We start from the raw sequence: 17,452 nt of genomic DNA, 5'->3' as shown, positions 1-17,452 counted from the left end.
TTGCAAATTCCGATTACGGCTGGTTACATAGCGTGGTTTCTTATTGGAGCTCACGTTAATTTCAATCTTGGATTATACAATGATTTCAGACAATTCATCGGGTAAACTTGTTGATCGCGCGGCACAGCTGGTGGCTGCTGCAAAGCGCGCCGGAGCTGATCATGCTGACGCAGTTGTGATCCGCGCCCGCTCGGTGAGTGTTTCGGTCCGGCTTGGTAAGGTTGAGGGAACCGAATCGTCCGAAAGCGATGATTTTTCTCTGCGGGTTTTCGTCGGTCGCCGCATTGCCAGTGTTTCGGCAAATGCAGGCAGCAATCCGGATCAACTGGCAGAGCGTGCCGTGGCCATGTCGCGTGTTGCACCGGAAGATCCGTTTGAGCAATTGGCCGATCCTGATCTGCTGGCGAAGCAGCCACGTGATCTTGATCTTTATGACGCAACCGAAATTGATACAGCACGGCTGACAGCGGATGCGCTGGCGACAGAAGAGGCCGCGCGTGCGGTCGCGGGCGTGACCAATTCGGGTGGCGCAGGCGCATCGCGCAGCATGGGCGGTCTCGTGCTTGTCACATCGTCTGGCTTCTCTGGCGAATATGCGGCGACGCGTTTTGGCCGCTCGGTGTCTGCTATTGCGGGCGAGGGCACGAAGATGGAGCGCGATTACGATTTTAGCTCGCGCTTGCATTTCGCTGATCTTGATACGCCTGAAAATATTGGTCGTCGTGCTGGCGAACGTGCTGTTCGTCGTCTTGGCGCACGCCAAGCCAAGACAGGGCCAGTCAATGTCGTGTTCGATCCGCGTTTGGCGCGCGGTATTGCAGGGCATCTTGCAAGTGCGATCAATGGCGCGTCTGTTGCGCGCAAGACGAGTTTTTTGCGCGATAGTCTTGGCAAGCAGATTCTGAAATCAGGCATTAATGTCACCGATAATCCTTTGCGCATTCGTGGATCATCGTCACGTCCGTTTGATGGCGAGGGCATTGAAGGTCAGCCGCTCACAATGGTTGAGAATGGTGTACTCGCACATTGGTTGCTGTCCGGGTCGAGCGCACGTGAACTTGGTCTTGTTGGCAATGGGCGCGGTGTGCGTTCGGGTTCGGGTGTAACACCTGCCTCAACCAATTTTGCGATTGAGCCGGGTCTTGAGACGCCGGAAGCGCTCATTCGTGCGCTTGGCACCGGCTTTTACGTGACGGAAGTCTTCGGTCAGGGCGTCGATATGATCACCGGACAATATAGCCGTGGCGCATCGGGTTTCTGGATCGAAAATGGTGAGCTGGCTTATCCGGTGAGCGAGGTAACCATTGCGTCCAATCTAAAAGATATGTTCCTCAACATGACGCCTGCTTCTGATATTGACCGGAATTTTGGCATGACCGCCCCAACACTCGTGATTGAAGGCATGACCCTTGCCGGAAATTGAGAAACGAAAAGACATTCAGAACGAACTTGAACTTCTGCGTCATGCAGCGCGTGAGGCAGGCCGCATTGCCATGCGGTATTTCGGCCATTCGCTGGAGGTTTGGTTCAAAGAAGGTCAGTCGCCGGTTAGCGAAGCCGATTTCGCGGTCGATACCTATCTGAAGCAGGTTTTGCTCGAAGCACGGCCTGACTATGGCTGGATTTCTGAGGAAACAACAGATGATCGTGCGAATGCGGTGCGTCGCCGTTCTTTTGTGATTGATCCCATCGATGGAACGCGCGGTTTCATTCATGGTCAGTCTCAGTGGTGCGTGAGTCTTGCTATTGTCGAGGATGGCAAACCGATTGCCGGTGTGCTGCAATGCCCGGTGCTGAACGAAGTTATTGAGGCTGGCAAAGGCTTTGGTGCATCGCAAAATGGATTGCCGATCCAGACGTGCTTGCCGCCTCCCGGTGAAAAAATCTCGATGGCCTCGGCAAAACGTATGGTGGATGTACTGCCGGAAGGCTGGCGCGACCGCGTGATCGTCCATCCTTATGTGCCATCGCTTGCTTACCGGATTGCAATGGTGGCACGCGGCGATATTGCTGGCACCTTCATTCGGCCAAATTCGCATGATTGGGACTTGGCTGCAGCTGATCTGATCTTAAGTGAGTCGGGCGGGGCGTTGCTCAATCACGATGCTCAGCCGCTTCACTATGGTGGACCAACGTTGCAACACGGAGCATTGGTGGCATCGAGTGGAAACCTTTTGCAGGAAATGTTGAGTGTTGTAGCCGATTGGCCATTGAGCTAATCATGCCGCAAACGATTTAGTTTCAAGGGATATTATAATGAGCGTCGAAGGCAACAAGAAGCAGCTTCTTCATCTGGTGTTTGGCGGTGAGCTGACAAAGCTTGGAACCGTTCAGTTCCGTGATCTCGATAATCTCGATGTTGTCGGAATCTATCCGGACTATGAATCGGCCAAGACTGCATGGAAATCTAAGGCACAGCAGACGGTTGATAACGCGCATATGCGCTATTTCATCGTTCATCTGCACCGTCTGCTCGACCCGGAAGGCGTTGATCTGAAAGCAGAATAAACGCTTGTCTGGTTCGCGTGATCGTTCTGATGGCTTTGCTAAGCGCTTGTGGCGCCGCATTCGCGGCCCGCTTGCGCGTTCTGCTGTGGTTAAATCTGCGCTGGTGCAGTTAATTTCAGGCTATTTGAAGTTCGTGCGCCTGACCAATCCGCTGTGCAAAGGCTCTGCGGATATTAAGGTTCTTTTGCGCGAGAATAGCCCTTCGATCATAACTTTCTGGCATGGTCAGCATATTATGGCGCCGGTCGTGCGGCCGCATGATTTGGCTGTGGTTGCCATGTTTTCGCGCAGTGCAGATGCAGAGCTGAACGCGCGTATTGCTGAAAAATTTGGCTTTATCACCGTGCGCGGTTCTGGCGGACGTGGTGAAGGAAACTCAGCGAAAAAAGGTGGTGCACGCGCACTTCTGACATTGAAAAATGCACTGAAAAAGGGACAATCGGCATCGATGATTGCCGATATTGCTCATGGCACGGCGCGGGAGGCGGGCGAGGGTATTATTTTGCTGGCCAAGCTTTCCGGCCGACCAATAATGCCTTTTGCATATGCTTTTTCGCGGAATCATGTTTTGCATAAGACATGGGATAAAACGACTATTCCTTTACCGTTCGGGCGCTCGATGATTGTGTGCGGAGAGCCTGTCTGGGTGGATGAAAATGCCGATGAGGCACAACTGGAAGAAAAGCGCATGGAACTGACGCGACAGCTGAATGACGCGACACATAGAGCCTATGCTGCATTGGAGGCAGGTAAATGAGTGAACGGTGGGCGCGAAACATGTTGTCGGCCTATCGCATGCTCGGCTCTGCCGCTTATCCCTTTATTGGGACTTACATTTCCTACCGGGCCTCGCGTGGCAAAGAGGAGCGCGCACGGCGCGGCGAACGCTATGGCAAGACCTCTATCGCTCGTCCGCAGGGTCCGGTGATCTGGGCGCATGCTGCCAGTGTGGGTGAATCGGTGGCGATGGCCCCGCTGATCGAAAGCATTGCTGCGACTGGTATCCATATTGTTATGACGACCGGGACAGTAACCTCTGCCAAACTCGTCGCGGATCAGCTCGGTGATCAGGTCATTCATCAATATGCGCCGCTTGATCTGCAACCGGCAGTCAATAATTTTCTCGATCACTGGAAGCCTGATCTGGTCATTGGCTGCGAATCTGAAATCTGGCCAGCAACAGTGCTTTCACTTGGCACACGGCATATTCCGCAGGTTCTCGTTAATGGTCGCCTTTCCGACCGCTCGTTTGCCTCATGGCAGAAGCGACCTGAATTGGCCGAGGCACTGTTTGAAAATTTCGCGCATGTGATTGCGCAATCGGAACTTGATGGAGAGCGCTTCCGCACCCTCGGGGCACGGCCTGTCAGCGTTTCAGGCAATCTCAAGGTTGATACAGCGCCTGCTCCAGCTGATCCGCAGGCACTGGCGGCGCTTCAGCAACAGATTGGCGGACGTCGTACCTGGGCCGCCATCTCGACGCATGACGGTGAAGAGGAAATCGCAGCCGAAGTGCACCAAATGCTGAAAGTGCGCTATCCGCGTCTCGTAACAATCATTGTTCCGCGTCATCCCAACCGCGCACCCGCTATTGAAGCCATGCTCGCCGAAAAGGGCTTAAAGGTTGCAGCGCGCAGCCGTGGCGATGTGATCGAAGCGGATACCGATGTTCTGCTGGGTGATACGATTGGCGAAATGGGTCTTTATCTGCAACTCACCGAAGTTGCTTTCATCGGCAATTCGCTGACCAAAGAAGGCGGCCACAATCCGCTGGAACCGGCAATGATGGGCACTGCTGTGCTGACTGGCAAGAATGTTCAAAACTTCCGTGACTCTTTCCAGCGTCTCATCAAGAATGGTGGCGCGCGTGTTGTGAAAGATCGCAATATGCTGGCAGGCGCAATCAATTTTCTCTTTAACAACCCCGAGCACTTGAAAACGATGATCCGTGCCGGCGCTGATACGGTTAAAGATATGCGCGGTGCGCTTAACCGCACGCTCAATTCGCTTGAGCCGTTCATTCAGCCATTGGTGCTGCAAGCGCAATTGCCGGGAAATCGCAATGAAGCGGCTTTCATCCATGGCGGCATCTGAGCATGGCGAGTGAGGCACCGCCCTTCTGGTGGGGGAAACCCGACTGGCGTGCGCATAGTCTCACACCGCTTTCGTGGGTTTACGGGGCTGTCGCAGGTCGCAGGCTTCTCAACGCAGAACCACCAAAGATCGCCGCTCCCGTTCTGTGTATCGGTAATTTCACGGTCGGCGGTGCGGGCAAAACGCCCACTGCAATCGCATTTGCAAAAGCTGCGAAAGAACGCGGCCTCGCTCCCGGCATCGTCTCGCGCGGCTATGGCGGCGATTACAAAGGGCTTCATATTGTCGACCCGTCAAACGATAGTGCTCGTCATGTTGGTGATGAGCCGCTTTTGCTTGCCCGTCATGCACCAGTTGCACTCTGCCCCGACCGGCTTAAATCAGCGCAGGCATTGCTGGCATGCGGCTGTGATTTCATCATTATGGATGATGGTTTTCAAAGCGCACGGTTGCATACCGATTTTGCACTGCTGGTGGTTGATTCTACGCGGGGCATCGGTAACGGGAAGGTTATTCCGGCAGGGCCGTTGCGTGCACCGTTGACTGACCAGATGCGCAAAACCGATGCGCTTTTGCGTATCGGCAAGGGAAGTGAAGCGGATTATGTGGTGCGACAGGCATCGCGGGCCGGGCGTCCCGTCTACGACGCGCAGTTGATACCTTCATCATTGGCGGAAGTTGCAGGCAATCGCTGGCTGCCCTTTGCAGGAATTGGCAATCCGACCAAGTTTTTTGCGAGCGTCCGGCAGGCAGGTGGAGAGATTGTCGAAACTCGAACCTTCCCCGATCATTATCCCTATACCGCTGCTGATATCGAAGAATTAAGAGATAGAGCCAGGCACTTAGGGGTCAGTCTGATCACGACGGCGAAGGATCAGGTACGTTTGATAACGACGCAAAATTTGCCAAGGTCATTCGCGCGAGAGCTTGCTATTCTTGATGTTGAACTCGATTTTGATCGCCAGGATGCGATTAATCTCATTATCAATACAGCTATAGCTCGGTTTAAAGCGCGAAATGCGGCTTAGTTTTTGCGGTTACATTTTTAGGCTGGTGATAGTTACCCAACGCTCACCGAAGCGGCTCGGGAAATCTGCCCAACTAGGCTCAGTGGAAATTCTGCCTGACTTCGGCTTAGATGCTGGAAACGGGCGATACCATGACGAGACGACCACGCCAAAACCGTAGCCCAGCTTTCAAGGCAAGTTGCGCTTGCTGCGCTGCAAGGCGAGCATACGCCAGTGGAATTATCCCAGCAGTTTGACGTGCACGCGAGCCCAATATTGCAATGGAAAGATCAGCTTCTTGAGGGAGTGATCGGTGTTTTCGGCGACAAGACCAAGGCGGGATTTCTGGGCGCAAGGAAATGATCGACCGCGCTCACAAGCTTTCGGTCGCACGACAGGCAAAGCTCCGGGGGGCAGCCGTAGCCGTGTCTACTATTCACCGCACGCTGACTCGGATGGCGATCTGGCACTGAGGCGGCAGATCGATGAATTGCATCTGGAATATCCATTCGCGGAAATCGGACGTTGCAGGGGCTTTTGAAAGGAGAAGGGCTTGAGGTTGGGCACTCCATGTCGCTACTCTAATAAAGAAGATGAGCATCGAGACGATTTACCCTCGACCAAACACTTCGAAGCCAGCACCAGGGCATAAAATCCATCCCTATTTCCTGCGCAAGCTAGAACGCATCCCGAAAGGTGTGAAAGGGTTTTTGGAACAAGATGCGCGTAAAAAACAAAGAGATAGATAATTTCTATTGTTTCATTCTAAACTAGAAATGCTCTAATATGTCGATCTGATTCAGCATGATCGAAACGCTCCCGAATGACGGATGAATAGGGAGGTTCGTCCGAATGCCGCAACGAAATTCCCCTCTGGCTCCATTCCAATATGGAACCTTTCGTGCTCTCTGGTCTGCAACTCTGTTTTCAAACCTTGGTGGTCTTGTACAAACAGTTGGCGCGGGCTGGATGATGGCGACTATTGCGCATTCAGATGACATGGTTGCGTTGGTGCAGGCCTCAACGACACTTCCGGTTATGATTTTCTCCGTTGCGGCTGGAGCGCTTGCTGATAATTTCGATCGTCGGCGAATTATGCTGGCGGCGCAAATCATGTTGCTCGTCATCTCTGCAGCGCTGGCTGCCTGCGCTTATCTCAACGTCTTAACGCCATGGATGCTACTTGGGTTCACATTCCTGATTGGCTGTGGGGGCGCATTGCACAATCCTTCTTGGCAGGCTTCAATGGGGGATATCGTACCGAGAACAGACCTACCGGCTGCGGTTGCACTTAATTCTATGAGTTTCAACCTGATGCGCAGTATAGGTCCTGCAATTGGTGGTGCCATTGTTGCAGCAGCTGGCGCTGCATTTGCGTTTATTTTTAATGCTTTCAGCTATTGTGCACTTATTCTCGCACTTTGGCGTTGGCAGCCACAAATAGCTAAATCGAGTTTACCGCGAGAATCTTTGGGGCCCGCAATGGTGGCTGGCTTGCGCTATGTTGCCATGTCGCCAAATTTATTGAAGGTGATGTTTCGCGGCTTTCTGTTTGGTTTGTCCGCAATCGTTATTCTTGCACTTTTGCCTCTGGTTGCCCGCGACCTTGTACAAGGCACGGCGCTTACTTATGGCATAATGCTTGGCTTTTTCGGCATCGGCGCAATCGGCGGTGCACTCTCCAGTGCACGCTTGCGTGAACTGCTTGGTAATGAGTGGTTGGTGCGCATAGCATTCGTAGCTTTTGCTGTGAGTTGTTCGCTTCTTTCGATCAGTCACACGGTCTGGTTAAGCTGCATGTTTCTAATGCCAGCGGGGATGTCTTGGGTTCTGGCACTATCACTCTTTAACGTGACTGTGCAGCTTTCAACACCGCGATGGGTGGTAGGGAGAGCGTTGGCACTTTATCAGACAGCGACGTTTGGAGGCATGGCTGCAGGTAGTTGGTTATGGGGCTCTGTTGCTGATGAGTTTGGTGTGTCGGGCGCGTTGCTGGCTGCAGCCTGCTTTTTGGTGTTTGGGGCCGTAGTTGGTTTTTTGCTGCCACAACCCGATTTTGAATCGCTTAATCTTGATCCGCTTAATCGCTTCAGCGAGCCACAGTTACGTCTGGATTTACGCTCCCGAAGTGGTCCGATTATGATTATGGTTGATTATAAAATTGCTCAGGAAGACGTTCAGGCGTTCCTCGCTGCAATGGCTTTAAGAAGACGAATTAGGATTCGAGATGGAGCGCGTCAATGGGCATTGTTGCGTGACTTAGAGAACCCTGAAACGTGGACCGAAAGTTATCACGTTCCGACATGGGTGGAATATGTGCGTCATAATCAGCGACGCACGCAGTCGGATGCTGAAGTATCAGAAAGGCTTATCGCTCTCCATAAAGGTGATGCGCCGCCAGTTGTACATCGTATGATAGAGCGACAGACAGTGTCTATTCATGACGATATGCCGCTCAAAGCGCATCTCGATTTCCACTAGAGCGTTTCCAGTTTTCATTGAATAATTCGAAATGCTCTATCTCTTTGTTTTCTGAGCGCATCTTGTTCCGAAAACCGTTTCACACTTTTCGGGATGCGCTCTAGTCGTGACTAAGGTATTTTATTGATAATGCTTTCAGATGCCGAAAAATCGGTTAGTGCGATTTGATTGCGTCCGCTTTTCTTGCTTGAATAAAGCTGGTGGTCCGCATGTTTAAGCCACAAGGCCCCTCCCATTCCCGGTTGGGTTTGGGCAGATGCAATGCCAATGCTGACAGTAACGCTGGTACTGATTTCGGAACCTTTGTGCGGAATGTTTAAAGACTGAATTTGGTGCTGGATTTCACGTGCTGTGTCCATGGCCTTCTCTGGGTTTGCTCCCGGCAATACGCATGCGAACTCCTCGCCGCCATAACGGGCAGTCATTCCAGAGACCTTGTGGACTGCACGGGTGAGGGCAGCCGCAACCATCGCGATGCAACGATCGCCTTCCGGGTGACCGTAAGTATCGTTAAACAGCTTGAAGAAGTCGATATCCAGCATGATGACCGAGAGCCAAGCTTCTGTCGGTGTCAGACGCGATATTTCGGCCTCCAGCGTAACTTCCAACTGCCTTCGATTGCTTAGGCCAGTCAATGCATCTGTGACGGCCATTTGGGCCAGTTGGTCGCGCAAGCGTTTGAGTTCTATATGATTGGCGACGCGCGCGCGTAAAACGACTGGATTGATTGGTTTGGTTACATAATCGATAGCGCCAAGAGACAAACCGCGTACTTCCGCGTCCTGATCATCAAGCCCCGTAGTGAAAATGACAGGCACATCCGCAAGAAGGCGATCATTTTTAATCCGCGAGCAGACTTCATAGCCATCGATGCCTGGCATCATGACATCAAGCAATATGAGATCAGGCAGAACTGAGCGAGCAACTTCGAGCGCTTGTTCACCCGATGTTGCAAAAGAGATTTCGTAATAATCTTCAAGCACCGCGTTCATGATTTCGATGTTTGATACTTCATCATCGACGATCATTACGGTTGCACGATTTGGCATTATTATGCTCCGGTGATCTTAACTATGCTGTGGTTCACCACGGCTGTTTTTGTTTTTCTGGTCTTAACTGCAGTGAATTTATCTCTCTGGTGGATTTGTCTGTTCAGGGAAAATTGCGTCTAGATTGCGCAATGCCGTTTCGTAATCGAGCTTATCGAGCGCTGATTTTGTATTGGCCAAAGCCTGAGCTTGTGTATCGCCATCTGATAATGAACCGAATAGCTGTACTAAAGTATCGTAACTGCTACGCGCTCGCATGCTTCGACGGTTGAGGTGATCTCTCAAAGATAACACAGCGGCATTTATGTCGGACTGTGATATACTAATATCTACCTGTTTTACGGTATTTGGCTTTTGATCCTTGATGCTCTCCGCAGCTGCTAGTGCAGGTTTCAATGCTGTATCCAGCGCGATGAGTGTTGGCTCTATACCCACGATTTGTTCATTGGCGATTGCCAACTCTACTTCAGCCGAAATGCGAGAAACTTCCGAGAGTTCAAGCGATGCCGCCACGCCTTTCAATGTATGAGCAAGGCGACGAGCGCCAGTAAGGTCGCCTGCGGCGATTTGGTCTTTGAGTGCCTCAATAATATTGTAGAAGTCATCATGGAAACTGATGATAAGGCGTCGTAGCAGAGATTTTTTTCCATTTACACGAACGAGTGCACGTGCAAGATCGAAGGGTGGCAACCGTTCTGGAAGCTCAGACGGTACAGTTTCCAGCTTGCTTTCCGCGACAAGTAAACCGGAGGATTGCGGGCGACGTGGCTTCATCCAGCGTTCAAGCGTTCCAATTAGTACGCTTGGGTCAATAGGTTTTGCGATATGATCGTTCATACCTGCTTCGGCACATCTGCGCCTTTCTTCTTCATAAGCATGCGCTGTCAATGCAATAATGGGTAAAGCTTCAGCGGAACGCTGACGTCGAATGTGACGCGTTGCCTCTAGTCCGTCCATTTCCGGCATCTGAACATCCATCAAGACTGCCGCGTAATGATCTCCTGCACGGTCAATAGCTTCACAAGCTAGGCGACCGTTTTCAGCAGTGTCGACCTCGAGACCGGCATCGCTCAGAAGTTGGTATGCGATTTCACGATTTATCGCATTGTCTTCGACAAGGAGGATATGTTCGCCTCTGAGAGCAGGTGCAATCATTCCAAAGCTATCTGTAGATGCTGCGGTTTCGTTTGCGAGAGGGAATATGACGTTCAATGTATCGAGTATCTGTTGAGCTTCTATCGGCTTGGGCAGATAAGCCGCGATTCCTGCACGCGAGGCTTTAGCTTTAAATTCGTCGCTCCCATAAGCGGTGATAAGCACGATTTCCGGAAGTTTTGTCAGCTTCGCATTTGCATAAAGGCTCGTGACGGTTTCCATACCGTCCATGCCTGGCATCTTCCAGTCGAGAAGAAGAAGATCATAGGGTTTACCACGCTGAAAAGCGGTTTCAAGCGCACCAATAACTTCATTGCCCGACGCCACGAGGTCGACGGTAATTGACCAATCAGCGAAAATTCCCTGCAATATTTCACGGGATGCCGGATTATCATCGGCTACCAACACCCGCAACTTCTGGATGTGTGCTAGCGGTCTTTCTATGATGGAATGGCTACGATCCACATTTCCAAACTTTGCCGTTACGGTGAAGATACTGCCTTTTCCAGGCGCACTGTTAACCGTGATGCCCCCGCCCATCTGTGTAGCAATCTGTTTGCTGATAACCAGACCAAGTCCTGTGCCGCCAAAACGACGGGTAGTAGAATTATCTGCCTGAGAGAACGAGTTAAAGAGTTTCGATTGCTGCTCTTCAGACATGCCGATACCGGTATCGGCAACTGTGATCTGGAGCATGTAATGGTCTGCGTCCGTTGTCTTTCCACTCACACGTAAAATTACAGAGCCGTTCTCGCTGAACTTTATGGCGTTCGTCATCAAGTTGAGAAGAACTTGTCCGAGCCGCATCTCATCACCGACAAGATGCTCTGGTACCCCTTCATCAATATGCAGGCTGACAGAAACATTCTTTGTACGGGCTTCAGCACTGGTGATCTGCATTTTGCGATCAAAAAGTGCCCGTAACTCGAAAGGTCGATTCTCCAGCGTGAGTTTGCCCGCGTCATTCTTTGAAAAATCAAGAATGTCATTGATCAGTCGAAGCAGTGAGCCGCTCGCACCATTAATTTTGTTTAGATAATCGCGTTGACGTTCTGTCATGTCTGTACGCTGCATAAGATGGCAGAAGCCCAGGATTGCATTCAGCGGCGTACGGATTTCATGGCTCATATTGGCCAGAAACATACCTTTGGCTTTATAGGCCTGCTCTACCTGTGCAGAGCGCTCTTCAATCTCGGCATTTTTCACCATGATTTCATCGCGCATTTTGCTGATGCTGTTAACGCAATCAACAAGCATGTCGCTAAACCAGACAAGTACCGCAGCTTCCAAGGCGACAATAACTGCGTGGATCATAACGCGGCGGATATCGCTGCCGGTCGGGAATACAAACGATGGTAGCATGTAGTCGAGCGCGAGGTGGTGTAACGCAATCGCGATAGCTGCAATGATGGTTGCGCGCCGGTCACACCATCCAATTGTCAGTGCAAGCATGGCAAAAAAGTACATATGCATGTCCATCTGCCAGATATGGCCACGCAAGAGATAGAGAAGGACTGCTGGCTCTGCTACCAGTGCAACTGCAGAAAGAAAACGCGTCGCTGGTGCAATGTCTGAGCGCAGCCACATTAAATTGTAGCAGATTGCAAGAAAAGCGGCTGCAAGAGCGCCGCCGATAACAGAGATTCCTGTTGCATAAGCAATCGCTGCGAATAGCGGTACGTGAAGCCAAAAGAAGATAACCAGGAACCGCGCAAAGCGTCTGCGTATATCGTCAAGTTCAATGATCATGGATTTAGGCCCCGGTGACCGCTAGGTCGATACAGCTGGAGAGTTGACTAGGTTCAAATACGAGCCAAGCGCCCGCATTATAAAGTGCAGAAATGGCGTCTGAACGCTCCGCGTGGACGACGACGACATTCATCCGCTCGTTGAGTGATATAATTTGAGCATCTGCTTTGTTTAAAAGCGCGCTGACCTGAGAAATATCTGCCCATGGCTGCATCAACACCGCATATGTGTTGTTCTCTCCGCTTGGTAACAGCATTGCGTAAAGCAGTGCTGTTAGACCCACCAGGAAGAGAGCAAGGGCAGGCAGCATATCAAGCATGCGCCATTGTGACTGCGCCGAACTGGAATTCATATATGTGTGCCCGCAATTCAACACGCCCTAGATGATTCTGTACTTAATATATAGAAAAGCGCGTGTATTGCTGCATGTGCTAATTTAAGATTGCAGGAATATCAAGGTGAAGCTGGTGCGAATTAAGTGTGTGATAGCCTGGCTTCGGATCTGTTTTACGATTTAATTGATTGATTTTTATTTATAAACTTAGAGGTTAATCCTAAAGTATCACAGGTTTGATATCTTCACATGCTGCCATGTCGTGTTAGGCAGCATGTGTCGTGATTTGTCAGCTTAAATTTTTTCGAAAAGCGGTTCAGTTATTTCTTGGATTATCGCTACGGCTTGATCTGTTTCCTGCGGGGTTGCAGGAACCTCAAACTCGGCAAGCTCAATGCCCGCGATTTGTGATGCTGGAATTGCGGCCAACGCATCTCGCAATTGCTGCACATGTAGTCCGTCTGCGATCGCATAAGCTGCCGGGATTAATCCCGGGTTCATGACGTCCCAGTCAATGTGAACCCAAACTGGGTTTGAGCCTATAGCTTCGCATAATGTTTGTGCTGTGACGTCGGATGGGGGGATGATCCTAACGTTTGAATTTTCGAGAAGGCGTCGTTCCTCGGGATCAATATCGCGACCGCCCACAATTATAACTCGTTCGGTTACCACTCCCGCGCCGTGCCCGGTATCCCAGATGCCGCAAATGCCAGCAAGAGCCATGCCGCCAAGATATCCCGACTCTGTGGTTTCTGGGGTATTGAAGTCTCCATGCGCATCGATCCACAAAACGACGAGGTTTTTGATGTGACGGGCAGCCTGCGGGATGGTTGCTAAACTTGCGGAGCAAGTGTTGGTAACCACAATGGGACGCTGCCCAGCTTCAAATTCCGCTGATACAGCTCGTGCGAGTTCTGAAAGCGTTTCGTGCGCTTCCTCCAGAGCTACATTCCAATTATCATTCTTAGCAGAAGATGGTTTTCCGGCAATTTGAATTTCTAAACCATAACGATTTGCAAGTGAATTAGCAGCGGTCAATGCACCCGGTATAGCTCCATGCGTCCGGTCTGCTACTCGGCCTTGGCAGACGATGAGAGAGCGAGGCATGGCAAAATCCTTTGTGTATGGCTGTGCTTATCGACGTTCTCTAACTATCGCCGTTATATGATTTTGACGATATGCAAAATGTCATTATCGCGCAGTTTCCATAAGGAAATTTATCGATTCAGAGAGATGAGCAATCAATGCGTATGCTAACCCAAATTATTATGAGGAGAGGAGGATCGATAGTACAAAGGGAAAATTAAACCATAAGGAATGATAGAGATATCAGCGATATTTTCGTTATTTGTGGCTAATTCGCGTTCCGGCTTTTTTGCCTTGGTCGATGTTTCGATGTTTGAAAGGACAAGGATAATCATCCCCCATACAAGAAATGGGGTGGTGGCGATAATTATCTGAACAAAGCCTATGTAATCCATTTTTGAATGATGATGCAGACGAATAGGTTCAACAAGAAAATGGTTTCTCAAAAATCAGCTAAGAGTAGCTTTATTTTCTTATGACAATGAAGATCATATTCTTATCAAAAAAAGGCCGAGTATGAGCCGGCCTTTTATGTATTCATATATTTGTTTATATTGCTTCGTCGTGGGAAGGCTTTTCCCAAAGATTGACGCCGCCTTCAACCGCATAACGGTCAATTTCTGCCAGCTCTTCTGCTGTGAAAGACAGATTGTTGAGGGCAGCAACGTTTTCCTCAACCTGTTTTGCAGAACTGGCGCCGATTAGTGCTGAGGTAATACGTGGATCACGGAGCACCCAGGCAAGCGCCAGCTGTGCCAGTGATTGGCCACGACGCTTTGCGATTTCGTTAAGCGCTTTTGCCCGCTCAATGTTTTGAGGCGCCAGATGCGCTTCTTGCAAGAAGTGACCGCCCGGACGGTTGACGCGGGAATCTTCCGGCACACCATTTAGATATTTATTGGTCAGCAATCCTTGTGCCAACGGCGTGAAGGCAATGATGCCAGAGCCGACTTCGTCGCTTGCTGTCAGCAAGTCCTTTTCAATCCAGCGATTGAATAGATTGTAGGATGGCTGATTGATCAGCAGTGGTACCTGACGCTGTTCAAGCAGACGCGCAATTTCGCGGGTCTTGTTGCCGGAATAAGAGGATATGCCGACATAAAGCGCTTTGCCCTGCCGAACGGCGGACGCGAGCGCATCAGCGGTTTCTTCAAGCGGTGTATGCGCGTCGAAGCGATGCGAATAGAAGATATCGACATAATCGACACCCATGCGCTTCAGGCTCTGATCGAGGCTTGAAAGCAATGCTTTGCGTGAACCACCACCGGCTCCATATGGTCCCGGCCACATGTCCCAGCCAGCCTTGGTTGAGATGATTAGTTCATCGCGATAAGCGGCCAGATCATGTTTCAGAACCTGCCCGAAATTGATTTCCGCAGATCCCGGAGGCGGGCCGTAATTATTTGCGAGATCAAAATGCGTGATACCAAGATCAAAAGCTTTGAATAAGATCGAACGCTGGCGATCAAGCGTCGTGGTGTCACCAAAATTGTGCCAAAGGCCCAAAGAGATAGCGGGAAGTTTCAAGCCGCTTCGACCCACACGGCGAAAGACAGCCGAGTCATAGCGTTTCGGATCTGGAATGTAGGTCATTGCTGCGTCCATTAATGAGGAATGTCGGATTCGGTAAACTCTATTCCGCGCATGTTACAGTTTATAAACGCGACTGGAAGAGCCGATCATTCTATCTGGTTATATACTGGTAAGTATTTTTTACCGCGCAGCCAACGCTGTTCGGATAAGCTTTCTAGAATGAACCAAAATTCGCAAATCTCATTGTCGTGGGTTACTCTGCTGCGATTAGGGGAACGTATGGCTCTCCAGCAAGGTCAACAGGTTTCAGCGAAACATATCCGTTCTGGATTTCCAGCACGTGCGAATAGACGCTCTCGCCATTTTCGAGCGTGGGCAGCTTTTCCTCATGCATGATGCTAATGACAATTGCACCCGGGCAGCGTGTTTTAAGCGCTGTGTGGAACCGCATCTTCGATGTAGGATCGAGCGCGCCGGTTGCTTCATCGAGGAAGATTACCGATGGCTTGTGCAACAGAAGTCGCGCCAGCATAATCTTCTGCTTCTGACCGCCGGACAGCACCATGTCCCATGCAGAGCCATCTGCATCTGCATCATTCATCCGCAGGATAAACTCACCAAGCCCTGCCTCATGCAGCACGGCAGCGACAGCCAGATCGTTGAAGTTGTCTTCATCTTCCGGCAGGCTGACAAGTTGTTTCAAAGAGACGTTGGGAAACTTTGCTTCCTGTGGCGTGTAGATAGATTTTGTTTTCTGAGGGAAAATGATGTTTCCCGTGCCATAAGCCCAAAGACCATTCAGTGCCTTAATGAAGGACGTTTTGCCAGAGCCTGATTCACCGCGCATATAAACCCAATCTCCGGCGCGGATATTGATTACGCCTGAACGCAAGAATGGCACTTCGGTATCTGGCCCCTGCATCAGTGCCAGATTATGGACTGAAAGACCAAAGCGCTGATGCTGCGTGGAAAAATTGAAACCATTTACACCCGAACGCGCATAAAATGCTGCCGGTTCTTGCACCGCTTCAATTGCTTGTGCCAGCCCCATCACGCGACCGGCATTGGCACGCAGATTGGCAATAGCAGGCATAACCTGAATGAACCAAGAGCAATCATTGATCATGGCCGCTACAAGTTCGGCACCTGTCACATAATTACGGAAACTCACGGCGCCGCTCATATAGGGCACGAGACCTGGAATATAGGCGATGATGCGGTTCGACATGAAGCCGTAAGCCTGAGAGAACGCGAGATAAGCAGCGTCAAAACGGTTGAGCTTGTTCCATGTGCCGTCAACATCTTTATAAAGCCGCTTGTTAACTGACCGTTGCACAGCTTCGCCTTCGGAAGCAGAAATCTGGAAACTGCGACGCAGCAACGTCGTCCACTCGCCACGATAGGAACCTTCAGCCTTTTGCATGCCGAGGTTGAGTCTTTCCAGCTGACGACCGATCTTGATCGCGATGAAAGTGCCGATTGGTACATAGAGGATGATCGCGGCAAAGGCCAAAACGGCGCCGCCATAGGAACCGAGAAACTCAAGACCACTGACCTCGGTCGATATTTCCAGTAATTTCTGGCCGATGAAAAATGCTGAAAGCACAACACCGACGATACCCATGACGAGGCCTATGGCTCCACCAGTCATACCCTTGATGGACTCTTGCAGGCGCTGGTCTACATTGTCGGGCAGATTTGCGCCTTTCCCCTGTTGCAGATGGAAATGGGTGTGGTTGCGATCAAGCATCGCGTCAGAAAAACTATCATTGAGCCACTTGCGCCACTTACGGTGCAAGGTGGTCGACAGAAGGTGTCGGAAACCGACAAGCAGAACGTCTTTGCCCAGCATCAACAGGATCAGCACACCAGCATTCATTGCAATGGCCAGCAATGGGTTCTGAACCGGTGCGCTTTTCACATTGACAATGGAGTTCATCAAATGGCCTGAAGCTTCAGCAACCCAAACCGTCGTTTTGCTGATAAAGGCTGTGAAGATAAAGATCGCAGCGGTCAGTGCCCACGCTTCTTTCCAGCGGTCTGACACCCAGTATGCACGCATTAAACCCCAAAAGGAGGTCATCTGTGAAACGGCAGTGCTGTTCCCCTTGCCGAGGGACTGCTTTTCTATCTGCCGACCTGCTTCCAATTCGTACCTGCTCCAAATGCTATGCTTGCGATAACGCTATGTAACCAATTGCAACAAACTGTGGTTAACGAAGTGTTAATAGTCAACATAAATGGCGATCACATTTGCGAGCTGAATTTGAAACATATCTCAACGTGCTGAAAATATTTGATTATTCAAGCTGATCAAGTTGGGGATGTATGGCGTTGTCTCAATGTCCGTGACCCAAAAAACACAGTTAACGAATGGTTAAAATTGACATCTGAGCATGGATTCGCGTGATGCAGTGTTGCTGAATGAATATTATATGACAGCTTTGATCAGCATT

13 protein-coding genes and 1 pseudogene are annotated in these 17,452 nt (G+C 50.6%); 8 read left to right on the top strand and 6 right to left on the bottom strand.

Features of this window, described 5'->3' with window-relative positions; all coding sequences use genetic code 11:
- The first annotated feature begins 79 nt into the window (after nucleotides 1-79).
- The 8 genes and pseudogenes from RI570_RS12105 (at nucleotide 80) to RI570_RS12070 (ending at nucleotide 8,090) form a co-directional block, all read left to right on the top strand.
- Entirely contained in the window at nucleotides 80-1,423 is a 1,344-nt protein-coding gene (locus RI570_RS12105) for a TldD/PmbA family protein (protein WP_313828799.1), read from the top strand.
- A complete protein-coding gene (locus RI570_RS12100) occupies nucleotides 1,410-2,219 on the top strand; it encodes a 3'(2'),5'-bisphosphate nucleotidase CysQ (RefSeq protein ID WP_313828798.1) in 810 nt (269 codons plus the stop codon). Before RI570_RS12105 ends, RI570_RS12100 begins: the two co-directional genes overlap by 14 nt.
- 37 nt (nucleotides 2,220-2,256) lie before the next feature.
- Entirely contained in the window at nucleotides 2,257-2,508 is a 252-nt protein-coding gene (locus tag RI570_RS12095) for a DUF4170 domain-containing protein (protein ID WP_313828797.1), read from the top strand.
- Between the two features lie 4 nt (nucleotides 2,509-2,512).
- Nucleotides 2,513-3,265 carry a lysophospholipid acyltransferase family protein gene (locus tag RI570_RS12090; protein WP_313828796.1) on the top strand — a complete coding sequence of 251 codons (753 nt, stop codon included), beginning with the start codon at nucleotides 2,513-2,515 and terminating at the stop codon, nucleotides 3,263-3,265.
- Nucleotides 3,262-4,602, top strand: coding sequence for a lipid IV(A) 3-deoxy-D-manno-octulosonic acid transferase (gene waaA / locus RI570_RS12085; RefSeq protein WP_313828794.1), 1,341 nt, complete (start codon nucleotides 3,262-3,264; stop codon nucleotides 4,600-4,602). The genes RI570_RS12090 and waaA overlap by 4 nt, the downstream gene beginning before the upstream one ends.
- 2 nt (nucleotides 4,603-4,604) lie before the next feature.
- Complete coding sequence (gene lpxK / locus RI570_RS12080; RefSeq protein ID WP_313828793.1) at nucleotides 4,605-5,630, top strand: tetraacyldisaccharide 4'-kinase; 1,026 nt, start codon at nucleotides 4,605-4,607, stop codon at nucleotides 5,628-5,630.
- Nucleotides 5,631-5,740: 110 nt separating this feature from the next.
- Nucleotides 5,741-6,289 (top strand): annotated as a pseudogene (locus tag RI570_RS12075) (IS3 family transposase); the annotation flags it as partial.
- Between the two features lie 172 nt (nucleotides 6,290-6,461).
- The gene (locus RI570_RS12070) at nucleotides 6,462-8,090 is read left to right on the top strand and encodes an MFS transporter (protein WP_313828792.1); all 1,629 of its coding nucleotides are present in this window, start codon (nucleotides 6,462-6,464) and stop codon (nucleotides 8,088-8,090) included.
- A gap of 110 nt (nucleotides 8,091-8,200) precedes the next feature.
- Here the strand turns inward: RI570_RS12070 and RI570_RS12065 are convergent, their stop codons facing one another.
- The 6 genes from RI570_RS12065 to RI570_RS12040 form a co-directional block, all read right to left on the bottom strand.
- Nucleotides 8,201-9,139, bottom strand: a complete 939-nt coding sequence (locus tag RI570_RS12065; protein WP_313828791.1) for a diguanylate cyclase — start codon at nucleotides 9,137-9,139, stop codon at nucleotides 8,201-8,203.
- A 78-nt stretch (nucleotides 9,140-9,217) separates the two neighbouring features.
- The gene (locus RI570_RS12060; protein WP_313828790.1) at nucleotides 9,218-12,043 is read right to left on the bottom strand and encodes a response regulator; all 2,826 of its coding nucleotides are present in this window, start codon (nucleotides 12,041-12,043) and stop codon (nucleotides 9,218-9,220) included.
- Nucleotides 12,044-12,047: 4 nt separating this feature from the next.
- Complete coding sequence (locus tag RI570_RS12055) at nucleotides 12,048-12,395, bottom strand: hypothetical protein (protein WP_313828789.1); 348 nt, start codon at nucleotides 12,393-12,395, stop codon at nucleotides 12,048-12,050.
- 276 nt (nucleotides 12,396-12,671) lie between these two features.
- On the bottom strand, nucleotides 12,672-13,484 hold the full coding sequence (locus RI570_RS12050; protein WP_313828788.1) for an arginase family protein: 813 nt from the start codon (nucleotides 13,482-13,484) through the stop codon (nucleotides 12,672-12,674).
- A gap of 528 nt (nucleotides 13,485-14,012) precedes the next feature.
- Nucleotides 14,013-15,056, bottom strand: a complete 1,044-nt coding sequence (gene mgrA, locus RI570_RS12045; RefSeq protein ID WP_313828787.1) for an L-glyceraldehyde 3-phosphate reductase — start codon at nucleotides 15,054-15,056, stop codon at nucleotides 14,013-14,015.
- Nucleotides 15,057-15,249: 193 nt separating this feature from the next.
- A complete protein-coding gene (locus RI570_RS12040; RefSeq protein WP_409558663.1) occupies nucleotides 15,250-17,145 on the bottom strand; it encodes an ABC transporter ATP-binding protein/permease in 1,896 nt (631 codons plus the stop codon).
- Between the last annotated feature and the right edge of the window lie 307 nt (nucleotides 17,146-17,452).

Origin of the sequence: Brucella pseudogrignonensis, from assembly GCF_032190615.1 — a bacterium.
In the GTDB taxonomy this organism is placed as follows: Bacteria; Pseudomonadota; Alphaproteobacteria; order Rhizobiales; family Rhizobiaceae; genus Brucella; species Brucella pseudogrignonensis_B.
This window is presented reverse-complemented; position numbering and strand designations above follow the sequence as displayed.